11 protein-coding genes are annotated in these 12,759 nt (G+C 61.0%); 3 read left to right on the top strand and 8 right to left on the bottom strand.

Going from position 1 to position 12,759, the window contains the following annotated elements; all coding sequences use genetic code 11:
- The first annotated feature begins 20 nt into the window (after positions 1 to 20).
- Positions 21 to 1,517, top strand: coding sequence for an ATP-binding protein (locus KHO07_RS17240; RefSeq protein WP_150733520.1), 1,497 nt, complete (start codon positions 21 to 23; stop codon positions 1,515 to 1,517).
- Complete coding sequence (locus KHO07_RS17235) at positions 1,486 to 2,916, top strand: sigma-54 dependent transcriptional regulator (protein WP_212624998.1); 1,431 nt, start codon at positions 1,486 to 1,488, stop codon at positions 2,914 to 2,916. Before KHO07_RS17240 ends, KHO07_RS17235 begins: the two co-directional genes overlap by 32 nt.
- A 15-nt stretch (positions 2,917 to 2,931) precedes the next feature.
- Here the strand turns inward: KHO07_RS17235 and KHO07_RS17230 are convergent, their stop codons facing one another.
- Positions 2,932 to 3,315, bottom strand: coding sequence for a hypothetical protein (locus KHO07_RS17230; RefSeq protein ID WP_150733522.1), 384 nt, complete (start codon positions 3,313 to 3,315; stop codon positions 2,932 to 2,934).
- Positions 3,316 to 3,808: 493 nt separating this feature from the next.
- Here KHO07_RS17230 and KHO07_RS17225 point away from each other — a divergent pair, with 493 nt between their 5' ends.
- Positions 3,809 to 4,762, top strand: coding sequence for an enoyl-CoA hydratase/isomerase family protein (locus tag KHO07_RS17225; RefSeq protein WP_150733523.1), 954 nt, complete (start codon positions 3,809 to 3,811; stop codon positions 4,760 to 4,762).
- 117 nt (positions 4,763 to 4,879) lie between these two features.
- On the opposite strand, the gene KHO07_RS17220 is transcribed toward KHO07_RS17225, so the two are convergent.
- The 7 genes from KHO07_RS17220 to KHO07_RS17190 all read right to left on the bottom strand — a co-directional run bounded on the left by KHO07_RS17220 (position 4,880) and on the right by KHO07_RS17190 (position 12,748).
- On the bottom strand, positions 4,880 to 5,572 hold the full coding sequence (locus KHO07_RS17220) for an N-acetyltransferase (protein ID WP_212624997.1): 693 nt from the start codon (positions 5,570 to 5,572) through the stop codon (positions 4,880 to 4,882).
- Positions 5,573 to 5,777: 205 nt separating this feature from the next.
- Positions 5,778 to 6,572, bottom strand: coding sequence for a ChbG/HpnK family deacetylase (locus KHO07_RS17215; RefSeq protein ID WP_212624996.1), 795 nt, complete (start codon positions 6,570 to 6,572; stop codon positions 5,778 to 5,780).
- On the bottom strand, positions 6,544 to 7,749 hold the full coding sequence (locus KHO07_RS17210; protein ID WP_212624995.1) for a GNAT family N-acetyltransferase: 1,206 nt from the start codon (positions 7,747 to 7,749) through the stop codon (positions 6,544 to 6,546). Before KHO07_RS17210 ends, KHO07_RS17215 begins: the two co-directional genes overlap by 29 nt.
- A gap of 4 nt (positions 7,750 to 7,753) precedes the next feature.
- Positions 7,754 to 8,443: an N-acetyltransferase gene (locus tag KHO07_RS17205; protein WP_212624994.1), complete on the bottom strand. Its 690-nt coding sequence runs from the start codon at positions 8,441 to 8,443 to the stop codon at positions 7,754 to 7,756.
- Between the two features lie 86 nt (positions 8,444 to 8,529).
- Complete coding sequence (locus tag KHO07_RS17200) at positions 8,530 to 10,449, bottom strand: hypothetical protein (RefSeq protein ID WP_212624993.1); 1,920 nt, start codon at positions 10,447 to 10,449, stop codon at positions 8,530 to 8,532.
- Entirely contained in the window at positions 10,446 to 11,750 is a 1,305-nt protein-coding gene (locus tag KHO07_RS17195) for a lipopolysaccharide biosynthesis protein (RefSeq protein WP_150733529.1), read from the bottom strand. Before KHO07_RS17195 ends, KHO07_RS17200 begins: the two co-directional genes overlap by 4 nt.
- Entirely contained in the window at positions 11,747 to 12,748 is a 1,002-nt protein-coding gene (locus tag KHO07_RS17190) for a polysaccharide deacetylase family protein (protein WP_212624992.1), read from the bottom strand. The genes KHO07_RS17195 and KHO07_RS17190 overlap by 4 nt, the downstream gene beginning before the upstream one ends.
- Positions 12,749 to 12,759 lie beyond the last annotated feature (11 nt).

Raw genomic sequence — 12,759 nt, 5'->3', positions numbered from 1 at the left:
TCCGCCACCAGGACAGTCCCATGCAGACACTGGAAGAACAAAAAACCGCGGCGCCGACAACACCGGCAGCCGCAGAAGGCAAGGATTGGCGTCCGCCCTTCAATCTTGTCCGCTGGTTTTCCCTGGCGAGCTTTTTCATCATTGCCGCGGTGGCATTGGGGCTCGGTTATATCTCTACACGCTTCGTGGTTGAAGAGAGCATCGAGCGCGACTCGATGCTGACAGCGCAGTTTATCCAGGCCATTGGTGAAGCCGAAGTTCGTCACGCGTCGATCACGCCGACCAGAACCATGGCCGAAATGCTCGACCCCCGCAATGACAATGCTTACCCCGACGTCGACCCTGGTGCCCGTGCCTCGTCGCGCATCGAGTTCCTCGATCATGTCGAGCATTTGCCGGACATTCTGCTGGCCACGGTATACGCCCTGGATCGCACGGTGGTGTGGTCGACCAACCCGGAACTGATCGGTGTGCGCATCGAAGATGACGAGGAACTGGACGAGTCCTTCGAGATGAAAACAGCGGTTTCCACCAGCTATCACGAAATCGATGGGGAACGGCCCGAGCAGCGTCTGTTGCGAGAGCCCCAATACCTGTTCATCGAGAACTACATTCCGATGTTCAACGCCGACAAAAGCAAAGTGATCGCCATGGTCGAGATCTACAAGGAACCGGTGGATCTGGTTGAACGGATCCAGCGCGGTTTCAAGGAGATCTGGCTGACAACGTTGCTCGGCGGGGCGGTCATCTACCTGGGGCTGTTCTGGATCGTGCGCCGGGCGGCCATGCTGTTGCAGAGCCAGCAAAAACAACTGGTGGCCAATGAAACCTTCGTCGCCCTCGGCGAAATGTCTTCGGCGGTGGCGCACAGCCTGCGCAATCCGCTGGCGAACATTCGTTCCAGCGCCGAACTGGCCCAGGAAATCGCCAGCCAGACGGCGCAGAAAAACATCGGCGACATCATCAACCAGGTCGACCGCATGTCGCGCTGGGTCCGTGAACTGCTGGTGTCGTTGCGACCGGTTAACGACGACTTCGAACATGTGGATCTGGTCCTGGCCATCGACGACACCCTGAGTGCGTTCGAGCCGCAGATCAAACGCTCGAACGTCGAGGTGCGATTCATCCCCACGACAGTCCCTGCGGTCGTCAGCCAACAGGTGCTGCTCACGCAAATTCTCAATAGCCTGTTTGCCAACGCTCTGGAAGCCATGCCCAAGGGCGGCGTGTTGAGTATCGATATTGAACAGCCGACGGCCGATGAGGTGTGCATGATTCTTAATGACACCGGCAAGGGCATGAGCAAACAGCAGCAGCAAATGGTCTTCAAGCCATTTTTCACCACCAAACAAGGGGGACTGGGCGTGGGCCTGGCCCTGGTCAAAAGAATAATGGAGCGTTTCGATGGCTCGGTCGAACTGACCAGCCAGGAGCAGGAAGGAACCCGCGTTTGTCTCAATTTCAAAGTGGCAACGGGAGGGGAATATGGAACACAGCATACTGCTGGTCGAGGATGATGAGCTCCTCGCCGAGAATATTCAGACCTACCTGGAGCGCAAAGACTTCGAGGTTACAGTCTGCCACTCGGCTGAGGATGCACTGGAGCAACTGAAGACCTTCGCACCGGATGTCGTGCTCACCGACAACTCGTTGCCAGGCATGAGCGGCCACGGGCTGATCCAGAAGCTGCGCATCAGCGCGCCGGATCTGAAAGTGATCATGATGACTGGCTACGGCAATGTCGAAGACGCCGTGGTGGCGATGAAAGAGGGCGCTTTTCACTACGTCACCAAACCAGTGGCCCTGCCCGAACTCAAACTGCTGCTGGACAAGGCCCTGGCCACCGACCGGATGGAACGCACACTGTCGTTCTATCAGGAGCGCGAGGCGCAGAAATCCGGGGTGCAGGCGCTGATCGGCGATTCCGCGCCCATGGTTTACCTCAAGGGCACCATCGCCCAGCTGCTCGACGCCGAGCGACGCATGGCCAACAGCGATCTGCCCCCGGTCCTGGTGGAAGGCGAGACCGGCACGGGCAAAGAGCTGGTCGCCCGGGCGCTGCATTTCGATGGCCCACGCAGCAAAGGCCCGTTCATTGAATTCAACTGCGCCTCGATTCCGTCCAATCTGGTGGAATCCGAGCTGTTCGGTCACGAGAAGGGCGCCTTTACCGATGCCAAGGATCGTCGACTGGGGCTGGTGGAAGCGGCGGATGGCGGGACACTGTTCCTCGATGAAATCGGCGAGATGGATTTGATTCTGCAGGCCAAACTGCTGAAACTGCTGGAAGACCGGACCATCCGCCGGGTCGGTTCGGTGAAGGAACGCAAAGTCGATCTGCGGGTGATCAGCGCCACCAACTGCAACCTGGAACAAATGGTCCAGCAGGGCAAATTCCGCCGCGACCTGTTTTTTCGCCTGCGCATCATTTCGATCAAGGTGCCACGCCTTTACGCCCGTGGCGAAGACATCCTGCTGCTGGCCAGACACTTCCTGGCGGCCCATGGCAAACGCTATGGCAAGCCAAACCTGCATTTCAGCGATCAGGCCGAAGAGCTGCTGCTCAATTACACCTGGCCGGGCAACGTGCGTGAGTTGCGCAACATGCTCGAGCAAACGGTGTTGCTGGCACAGAACGACACCATCGCCGCGCACCAGCTCAACGTCTGCATGAGCCTGGTGGACGAGCCGCCAATGTTTGCGCATGAAATGCCACCGAGCGAACCACGCCCGACCTACAACGGCAGCGAGTCGATGAACCTGCCGGAAGTCGAACGCGACATGGTGCGCAAGATGCTCGACAAGACCGACTGGAACGTCACCAAATCCGCTCGACTGCTGGGCCTGAGCCGCGACATGTTGCGTTACCGGATCGAGAAACTCGGCCTGGCGCGTCCGGACAAGCGGCAGTGGTAAGCGAGAGCGGCCGGGTTACAAGGACGGCCCCGGCGCACTCAGGCAGGCCAGCATGCAGGTCGGATCGATGACCTCCTGGTTCACGTAGACGCCACGCACCTGATCGTAGGTGCGGATGAACACGCGCACGGTGGCATCCGCTACCGTCGGCAACTGCGAGTCGGAAAACACGTGCTCGCTGGACACCGGAATGAACGTTTGGGGTGAGGTCGGGATGTACGCCCCCGGTGGCACGGTACTCAGCGAAGGTGGCGCGGGGTGGGCGAAAGGCTGATCGGCCCCGTAATAGTGGAATTCAGTGTTCGATTGCTCGGTTTGCATCAGGCTGTCATCCGCCTGCGCAACGCTGGCGGCAGTCAGGCAAAGGGCAAGCAACAACGTGTGTCCGGATTTGTTCATGGCAGCACCTGCGAAGTCGGTTTATCCGCATTCCCCCGAGGTCATTAACTATAGCGCTCCATTGGGCGGGCCACCCATCACAGGCAGCTTTCCATGAATTGCGGCAGCAGCACTGAGCAGAACAGCAGCGCTTGGCAATGCCCAATCGCCACTTCAGATCAGATAGCCCATCCCTCCGAAGTTTCAGCTGATTAGTTACGCCATGTACTAACTGATATTTCAGATCGTCCGTTTATCTTGATGATCGTCATAAATATAGTGACCCCATCGTTCTCCAGAAGCACTGCCAGTTTCAATTTTCAATAAAAAAAACGGCGATGTTGGCTGGCCGGCAGAAGGGGATATCACAAGGTTGAGCATCGACATGACCACAGCGCGCCTATATTTGCCCAAACGGTACTGCTAATTCGAGCATCAACGGGTGCTCGTGGTCCTGAACAGAACTCAGGTCATTTCATCGCTGTTCATTCCATAAAATGGGAGTTCCACCATTATGAAATCACGACGTATCGTAAGCGCCACACTCGCCTTTAGCATGCTGTTGGGCGGGAGCACCCTGGCTGGTCAAGCCCTGGCGGCCGACACTGCTACCAGCCCCCCAAAATCCGCCAGCTCCTCCCCCAACCAGTTTCTTATTGAAAAGGTCAGCCCCGAATACTGGCGAGTGCAGATCAACAACCCGCCTTTCAACATCTATGGCCCGGATTCTACCTTCCAGTTCGAGAAGGTGGTCAACGCGATAGAAAACGACACCAAACTCAAAGTGGTGGTTTTTGAAAGCAAGGTGCCTGGCTTTTTCCTGACCCACTACGACTTTGCGGAGCCCCTGGAGCGGACCCTGGAAATGCCCAACGGGAAGACCGGCCTGCCGCCCCTTCCGGACATGTTGGTACGCCTGAGCAAGTCCCCAGTGGTTTCCATCGCGATGATCAACGGCCGCGCCTCTGGCGTGGGCAGCGAACTGGCCCTGGCCAGCGATATGCGTTTTGCCAGCGACAAGGCAGTGCTTTCCCAATTTGAAATTGGCGCCGGCTTTGTTCCAGGCGGAGGCCCAATGGCGCGCCTGCCACGCCTTATCGGCCGCGGCCGTGCATTAGAGGTCCTGCTAAGCGGTAACGACATCGACGGCAAGCTGGCCGAGCGTTATGGTTACGTAAACCGCAGCTTTCCCGAAAACGAGCTGAACAGCTTCGTCGATGCTCTGGCCCGCCGCATCGCCACCTTCGACAAGCAATCTCTGGGCGAGATCAAAGAACTGGTGAATGTCGCTTCCCTGCCTTCGAACGAAGACATCGGGAAGGAATGGCCCGCTTTTCTCAACTCTGTTCGACGCCCTGCCGCCCAACACCATATCGGCCGCCTTATGCAGCTAGGCCTGCAACAAAAAGCTGATGTGGAAATTAATCTGCCCAAGTATACCGGCCAGGTCAGTGCCGAGAAAAACTAAGGCGCAGGGATCGTGGCGAGCATGATGACGCACGGTCGGGTGGGAATTATCGAGTCGCGTCGAGTGGCAGCAAATGGTCGTCAAGTGGGGCCGGGGTGGCCCCACTCGATTCGTTGATCAAGCCTGCGCCGCCGCCGTCACCACTGGCCGGCCCGGTTTGCGCAGTGGGTCCAGGCGGGAGCCGCTGTAGCGGGTTTCGCGGAAGAAGCGCCAGCGCCCAAAGAGGCCGTAGACGTGGGTGACCCGGCCCTGTTCCTGATAGCCCATGCGGATGTGCAGTTTCAGCGCGGGGATGTTGTGGGTTTCGCACACGTCCACCACCTTGTTGCAACCTTGCGCGGCCATCGCTTCCCACAGCGCGACCTGCACGTCCACTGACAGGCTGCTGCCGAAGTAGGCGCGGATCATTTCTCCGCCAAACTCGAAGAACTCGCCGGGTTTGACCGGAAACCAGCAGCCGTAATAGTGGCGGTCGTGGTAGTCACGGGTGCTGCCCCAGATGAAGCCGATCGCGTGACCTTCCTCGTCCAGGTACATATGCCCGGTGTGACCTTCGGCAGCGAGCTCGGCCATGGTTTGCACGCGGTCACCGAAGTGCTTGGTAAACGCAACTGCGTTTTCCGGGGTGATGGTGACCCTGCGCACGCCGGAGTAGGGGCGCAACTTGTGCGGCGGGACCGGGCTGACCAGGTCGCGCTCCATCCACAACAACTCCCAGTGAAAAAACACATAGCGTTTCCACAGTGTGCTGAACGCGCGGCTCAAGCCTTTTTGTTTGATTCGTTCGCGGAGTTTGTCGATCAGGCTCATGAAGCCCTCCTTGGCCGGGACTGGCCGTGCTTTTGGATGAAGGTACTGATGGGTATAGATCACCATGGCAATTGCATGGCACGTCCTTTAACAGTGTTTTGTTTCAATTTGTGTTTCAGTATTGACACAGTTTTTCCGGCGTCAAAAAGCTGCGCTCCGGCACCTCTGGAGAGGCTTTGAACGGGCAAAAAAACGCGGCTCACGGTCACTCCGTCACGACCTCCACCCGCCTGATGACACGGTCGCCGGCCTCGCCGTAGGCCACCCTCGGCACCCCGGGCAAGCGTTGTTCGAGCAGGGCGCTCAATGACTCCCCCGGTTCCAGATAAGCATCGCCAAAATCGGCGCCGAGCTGGTTGGGGTGGGCGACGATTTCCAGCAAACCGTCAGTGGGCGGCGCGGCGTTGCGCAGATCCACCGGGGTGCAGACGTAGTCGGCGGTCGAGCCGGCCAGGCTGTTCAAACGGTGGTTGAGCAATTGTTTGAACAGGCGCTTGGGCAGGCTGAGGTTTTGCCCCAGGTTGCGCGCCAGCCGCACGGGGACGCCTTGCCGGGCGGCGAACCGCGCGACGATCTCGCCGATGGGCCAGATGTTGTGCACGTGTTGATGGGAGTCCAGATGACTGGGGCGCACGCCGTTATCCAGGCAACGTTGCCATTGCGCTTCGAGTTCTTCCTCGACGGCCAGGCGGTCCTGATGACCGAGCCACAGGCGAGTGCGCGACAGGTTGAGGTCGAACACGCCGGCACTGTCACAGAAGGTCCGGCGGGTGAGAATGCGTCGGCTCAACGGGCTGCCGTAGGTCAGGTTGAAATGCAGGCCGATACGCCCCGCCAGCAACGGATGCTGGGCCAGGGCACACGCCGCTTCGAAGGCTGGCATGTTGGCCATGGCCGTGGCGGAACTGATGATCCCGGCCTGGAACGCTCCCAAAATCACCGCGTTTTCGCAGGCGCTGAGACCGAAATCGTCAGCGTTGACTATGACTTGGTGTGGCATGTTCGCCCTCCATGAGTGTGTCGGTGGATGCCGGCGCCTTGACCGCCGGCGCCGCGACAGGAGCAGGGCTGCTGGCCGCTGCCGCGCGCTTGGCCCGCCACTGTTGCAACCGCGGTTTGATGTGCTGCCAGAAGCGCAAGGCCAGGCCCAGGGCCAAGCCGCTCGGGCGCCAGGAATAGAAGCTCCAGCGCCAGTGTTCCATGTGCCCGGTCATGCGTTCATGCAGTTGATGACTGGAGTTTTCCAGGCTGACCCGCGACGCGTCGATCCAGAGCCAGTTGTCCTCCAGGCCCCAGCGAATCCATTCTTCGAGCAGCACCCGGCCGCTGCCAAGGTCGGCGTACTGCGGCAGGAATGCGAGGTTGTAGTCGTACAGCCGGCCCTGTTCCAGCAAGCCGAGGCGATAGCTGATGCAGCGCCCGTCCAGCTCCAGGGTCACCACCCGCACCAGGCCTTGGGCGGCGAGGGCGGTGAAGGCGGTGTCCATCCATTGGCGGTGACGCTCATCGGCAAAAATGCCCACGCCTTCATCGCCTTTCCAGCTCACCGCTTCCACCTCGGCGATGACCTTGAGCAACGGCCCCATAGTCGTTGCATCGGGGGTAATGCGGCGCACTTGCGCGCCACACGCGGCAATCCGCTTGCGTGCCCGGCGCAGTTTGTAGCGCGGGTCGCCGGACACTTCCTGGCGATCCGCATCGGTAATCAGATGCACCGGCGCGCGACAACTGAGGCGCCGCTCGGCAGTTGAACTGCGCGCGCGCCACGCCGTCAGCACAGTGTCTTCGCCAGCCAGTTCATTGAGTTGCAACAGGGCATGGGGCAAGCGCCGCCGAACCTCGGTCAACGCCTTGCGCATGCCATCGGCATCCACGCACGCGAGCAGCGCAAGACGGTCAGCCAGTGGATAGCCCAAGTGATGCAGCACCCGAAACGGCAGCCCGCCGAAGCGTGAGATGGACGCCACCAAGGGCAGACACAGGACCAACTCATCAGCCTGCCAGCCCAGCAGAACGTGCAGCCGTTCCCCAGCCGTCAGTGCCTGTTGCGACGCAACCATCCAGGCCAGTGCGTTGAACGGCGTGTGGTCCATCACTCGCAGACGCAGCGCTTCATAGGCTGCTGCGGGAAAGTCTGCTGCGCACAACGAAGTACGCCATTCAAATCGCACAGTCATAGGCTCAGGCCACCGAAGGTTTTGCAGGTGAACGTTCCGGTTTGCGCAAGGCATCCAGGCGCGAGCCGGTGTAGCGGGATTCACGGTAAAAACGCCAGCGACCAAACAGTTCATACACGTTCATGATGCGCCCCTGTTCCTCGTAACCGGTGCGTATGTGCAGTTTCAGCGCCGGGACGTTGTGCCACTCGCACACATCCACCACCTTGTTGCAGCCTTGCGCGAGCATGGCTTTCCACAGCTCGGTTTGCAGGTCCATCGACAGCGACGTGCCCCAGTAGCCGCGGCTCAGTTCGCCGCCGAATTCGAAGAACTCGCCTTCTTTGACCGGGAACCAGCAGCCGTAGTAATGGCGGTCGTGGTAGTGGCGTGCGGCACCCCAGATGAACGCCACCGCATCGCCTTTTTCGTCCAGGTGCATGTGACCGGTGTGACCTTCGCGGGCCAGTTCGGCCATGGTTTCCACGCGGTCGCCGAAGTAGCGGGTGAAGGCCACGGCGTTTTCCGGGGTGATCCTGACCACTTGCAGCGGCGGATAAGACTTGAGTCTATGCGGTGGTATGGGACTGACCAGGTCACGCTCCATCCACAGCAGTTCCTGGTGGGAATACACGTAGTGCTTCCAGATTTTTTTCAGGGTGGCCCGCAGGCCTTTCTGTTTGATGTGTTGGCTGAGCTTGTGCAATGCACTCATGTTATTGGCTCCTGACGGGTTGACCCGTAAGTGGAGTGAACCAGCGCGCGGCAATAGGCCTGCGCGGCCAAACAGACGAGCGGCGGTCATGAAGCGCTCCAGCTCAGGGCGAACAGGGTTTGCCCTGGCAGCTCGAAGCTCACGCGACCGTCGGCGCAAGTGAACGGTGCGTCGCGGCTGCGGTTGTCCGCGCCGAAGTAACGCAATGAGCCTTTGGCCAATGGGCACGCCGCACCATTGACGCTGACATGCTGCACGCGCGAGCCTTTGTTGACCCCCAACAGGCTGCGTTTGAGATCGTCGGCCATGGCCAGCACGTCGACCTCGAATGCGTTGTTTTCCAGACGCATCACAGAATGCAGCCAATGCTGCTGGATGAACTGCTGGGCGAGAGCGACCGGTTTCAGTTCGAAACGGTCGTCGCCGAGCATTCGCAGCATGCCCTTGGGGTACTCGGGCTCGTCGGCGGCCTGGAACCAGTTGAGCATCTCCAGCAAACCATCCTGGGACGCGTTGATCACCACCGAGGCCCACCACAACGAGGTGAAGTGGGTTTCCTGATCGTAAGGGCTCAGGCTTGAACCGCTGGACAGGTTGGTCTGGTCCAGCAGCAGCGCCTTGCGTGGCCGACCGTTGGCGTCGAGACCGACGAGGTCGGCGGCCCGGCGCACGCTGTCGCGATAAACCCGGGTCGCCAGCAAATCGCGAATCATCCACTCGTGCCAGGCCAGGGCATCGATCTGATCGCCGGATTCTTTCAACAGGCGTGCGGCCCAGTCGATGCCACGCTTGTCGGCGGCGTTGTCGGCGAACGGGCCGTTGACCAGCCGCGAACTGGCCGGCATGGCGATGCGCACACCGGCCTTGGCGTTGTCGGGGTTGCTGCGCACCTGCCGGGCCATGCTGGTGAAAATGCTCTGGTAGCTGGCGTAGTCCGGGTAGTTGAGGTTCGGCTCGTCGGCGAAACCGATGTAATGGGTCCCTTTGCCACCGAGGGCGCGGGTCGCGGCAAGCCAGGCGTCGAGGCCGGCGTTGCTGGTGGTGTCGGCGCGCAGATCGGCCTGGCGCTGGCTGCCGGCGAGGAGGGTGATGTCTTGGGTGATGCCGAATCGATCCTGATACAAACGACGGAACGCGTCTTCGTAATGCGGCTGTTTTGCCGTGATGTCGACGAAACTGTAATAGGCACCGGCCTGGGGCTTGATGGCGTCGAGCACGGCATAACTGGAGGGCGGCGGCATCACGTAGGGCAGGGCGATCCCCAGCTTCGGCGTGTTGCCGATCACATCCTTGTGCAAGGTCAGGCGGGTTTCACCCTCGTCCTCGCGCAGGGGTTTGAGCTGCTGCGGATTCTGCGCGAACAGGTTGGCCGTACCGTCGAGCCAGAACGCCGCTTTACCGCTGCCTTGCAGGCGCAGGCGCCAGACTTGCTCGGTGCTGGCAACCGGCAGGGCGACCTGATCGAACTGCCAGTAAGCACGGTACGGTTTCAGCGTCAGCGAGACTTGCTGACCGCCGCCGACACGCTGCGCTTGCAGGGCGCCGACACCCCCGTGGAACTTGCCCGCCAGCACCGCGTGTTCACCGGCGCCGACCTTGAAAAACAGCTCGTCGCCGTCGCGGGTTTCCGCGCTGAAATGCACCTTGGCCGGTGCGAACAACGCCACCGTGCGTTCGTCATGTTCGACCTTGTAGCGGCGAAAACTGTAGCCGGGAATCTCCAGTTGATAACTGCTGGCACCCGGCAACAGCGGCCAGCTCTGGCTGCCCCGGGTTTCGCTGGCGGCAATCTTGCGTTCGCCCGCCAACTTGCCCTTGCCGTCGAGCAGATACAGGTGTTCTTCGTTGGCATCCGCCTGCCACGCCGGCACCCAGCGCACGGTCACGTTATCGGGGCGATCCGCTTGCAGATACAGGCTGCCGTCACGAATGTCGGCCCAGCGCATCGGCCCGGCATAAGCGTCGAGCGACAGACCCAGACCCACCGCCAGGGCAAAATATTTCATGCCGATTTCCGTTGCAGGATTTGCAGCATCGGTGCCACGTCGCTGGGCAGGATGATCAGGGTTTGCCACAGCGGCACATGGCTCAAACGGCAATACATCACCAGCAATGCGACGGTCACCGCCAGGTACGCGATGGACGAAGCGGCGGCCGCGCCGACGATGCCATAGGCGGGGATCAGCAACAGGTTCAGCGCCAGGTTGAGCAAGGCGCCGAGGCCCATCAGCAGCGAAATCGAACCGGGTCGATCCTTGCCCAGCAAATCCAGGCGCAGGATGCTCGCGTAGCACAAGCCGAGCAGCCCCGGCAGCAGCGCGAGCAAGGCCGGATACGCCGGCTGATAGGCGACACCGAACAGGGTGACGATCAGCCATTCGCCGATCACCGCCATGGTCAGGCACGCGCCGAGCATCACCGTGGCCGTCAGGCGCAGGGCCAGTGGTGTGACTTTTTCGATGCCTTCTTCTTGTTGCAGCAAGCGTTTCATCAACGGCGTGGTCACCGCTTCCGGGACGATCAGCAGCAACTCGGCGGCGGCGCTGGCCATGGCGTAGTGACCCAGCGCGGTGCTGCCGAGCAGGGCGCCGATGAACAGGTAGTCGGAGCGCAGGATCACTTGCTGGAACAGCATGTCCGGATGGCTGCGGGCGCTGAAACGCAGCAGCTCGTTCTGACTGGCGCGATCCCATTGCAGGCTCAGCGGTTGATTGCGCTTGAGCCAGACCCAACCGACCAGCACCACCAGGCTGATGCCCGCCAGCCAGCTGATCAGCGCCGCTTCCAGCGCGGCGCTTTTCCACATCCAGAACAACGCGAGGAACAGCAACAGCGGTGCCAGCGACTCGATCAGGCGCAGCGCGTTGAACGCCATCACGCCGCCCGAGGCGTTGTGCAATGTCAGCAGCCCGCTCTTGAGCACGGTCAGCGGCACCGCCAGCAACAACAACCAGGCCAGCAGGCCGAGCTGCGTGGTGATGTCCAGTTCGCTGCCGAATTCACGGGTCAGCGCCACCACCAGCAAGGTCAATAACCCCGCGAGCAAACAGCCGAACACTAACACCTGACTGAGCAACAAGCCCATCGGCCGTTGCTTGGCCGCCTGGTAACCCACCGCCGAATTCAGCCCGCCACTGGTGGCGGCGCTGATCAGGTCCGGCAGGGTACTGAGCAACGCGAACAGGCCGCGTTCACTGGGCCCGAGAATCCGCGCCAGCAACACGTTGCGCAGCAAGCGCAAGCCGATCATCGCCAGCTTGGTGCCCATGCTTAGCGCCAGGTGCTTGAGGTAATGGCTGCGACTCATGGGCGAGCCCCACGGTAGATGCGCCAGGACAACAGATCCGGATTGCGCGCGGTGCGCTGGCTGACACCAAAACGCGGCAGGGCCAGGGGATCGTTGGCGCCCCGGTAGATGCCGGTGCCGGTGCCCAGGGCAAACGGGAAGTCGTGGTCGGCCACGTGTTGCCGCACCCGCTCGTCGTTGTCACCGTTGGGGTAGCAGTAGACCGGCAACGGCCGGTTGCAGCCATTCAACAGGGCCTGACGACTGCGGCTCAGTTCTTCATCCAGGGTTTGATCGTCGAGGCCGGTAAGGATCGCGTGACTGGCGCCATGGGGCCCGAAACGAATCAGGCCGCTGGCCTCCAGCGATCGCACCTGTTGCCAGTCCAGCGCTTGCGGCAACGACTCTTGCGGGCACTCATCGGTCAGCCGATTGAGGTCTTGGGGCGACAGGGTTTTCAGGTCCTGCAGAAAGTGCAGCAATGCCAGGCTGCGCCGTTGCACATCCGGGTCATCACACAGTGCCGGCAACGGCCGACCCAGTTGCTGCAAGCATTCGATCAGGTGCGCACGGGCCTTTTCACCGTGGCTGTTCCAGAGGGTTTCGCCGATGCTTTCCCACCAGAAACGCTGGCGGCTGCCGATGAAGTCCGTGGACAGGAAGATACTCGCCGGCACCTGGTATTTCTGCAGCAGCGGGAAGGCGTTCACCGCGTTGTCGCGCCAGCCGTCATCGAAGGTCAACGCCACTTTCGGCCGCTCGGACCTGAGGCTGCCCGGTTGCAGGATCTCCATCAGCGGCACGCAATCGAAGTGTTTTTTCAGCCAGGCCAGCAGGTGCTCGAAAGCCTTTGGTCCGACGCACAGTTCATTGCGGTGGGGCAGGTTGGCGGCGTGGTCGTTGGCCAGCACCCGGTGCAGCATCAGGATCACTCCGGCGCCATGCAATTGCTGGCGCCCCACCGAGGAATTGAGGTAGAGCCAGCCGCTGGTGCGCTTGAGTAACTGTTTGATCGCCATGGCACGTGCCT

Source organism: Pseudomonas sp. PP3, assembly GCF_905336995.1.
Taxonomy (GTDB): Bacteria; Pseudomonadota; Gammaproteobacteria; order Pseudomonadales; family Pseudomonadaceae; genus Aquipseudomonas; species Aquipseudomonas reinekei.
The sequence above is the reverse complement of the archived record's forward strand: the minus strand, read 5'-3'. Positions and strand labels throughout refer to the sequence as shown.

Bases quoted from the DNA above. Each gene is read 5' to 3' on its own strand.
- KHO07_RS17240 (WP_150733520.1), top strand. From the start codon at position 21: ATGCAGACACTGGAAGAACAAAAAACCGCGGCGCCGACAACACCGGCA.
- KHO07_RS17235 (WP_212624998.1), top strand. From the start codon at position 1,486: ATGGAACACAGCATACTGCTGGTCGAGGATGATGAGCTCCTCGCCGAG.
- KHO07_RS17230 (WP_150733522.1), bottom strand. From the start codon at position 3,315: ATGAACAAATCCGGACACACGTTGTTGCTTGCCCTTTGCCTGACTGCC.
- KHO07_RS17225 (WP_150733523.1), top strand. From the start codon at position 3,809: ATGAAATCACGACGTATCGTAAGCGCCACACTCGCCTTTAGCATGCTG.
- KHO07_RS17220 (WP_212624997.1), bottom strand. From the start codon at position 5,572: ATGAGCCTGATCGACAAACTCCGCGAACGAATCAAACAAAAAGGCTTG.
- KHO07_RS17215 (WP_212624996.1), bottom strand. From the start codon at position 6,572: ATGCCACACCAAGTCATAGTCAACGCTGACGATTTCGGTCTCAGCGCC.
- KHO07_RS17210 (WP_212624995.1), bottom strand. From the start codon at position 7,749: ATGACTGTGCGATTTGAATGGCGTACTTCGTTGTGCGCAGCAGACTTT.
- KHO07_RS17205 (WP_212624994.1), bottom strand. From the start codon at position 8,443: ATGAGTGCATTGCACAAGCTCAGCCAACACATCAAACAGAAAGGCCTG.
- KHO07_RS17200 (WP_212624993.1), bottom strand. From the start codon at position 10,449: ATGAAATATTTTGCCCTGGCGGTGGGTCTGGGTCTGTCGCTCGACGCT.
- KHO07_RS17195 (WP_150733529.1), bottom strand. From the start codon at position 11,750: ATGAGTCGCAGCCATTACCTCAAGCACCTGGCGCTAAGCATGGGCACC.
- KHO07_RS17190 (WP_212624992.1), bottom strand. From the start codon at position 12,748: ATGGCGATCAAACAGTTACTCAAGCGCACCAGCGGCTGGCTCTACCTC.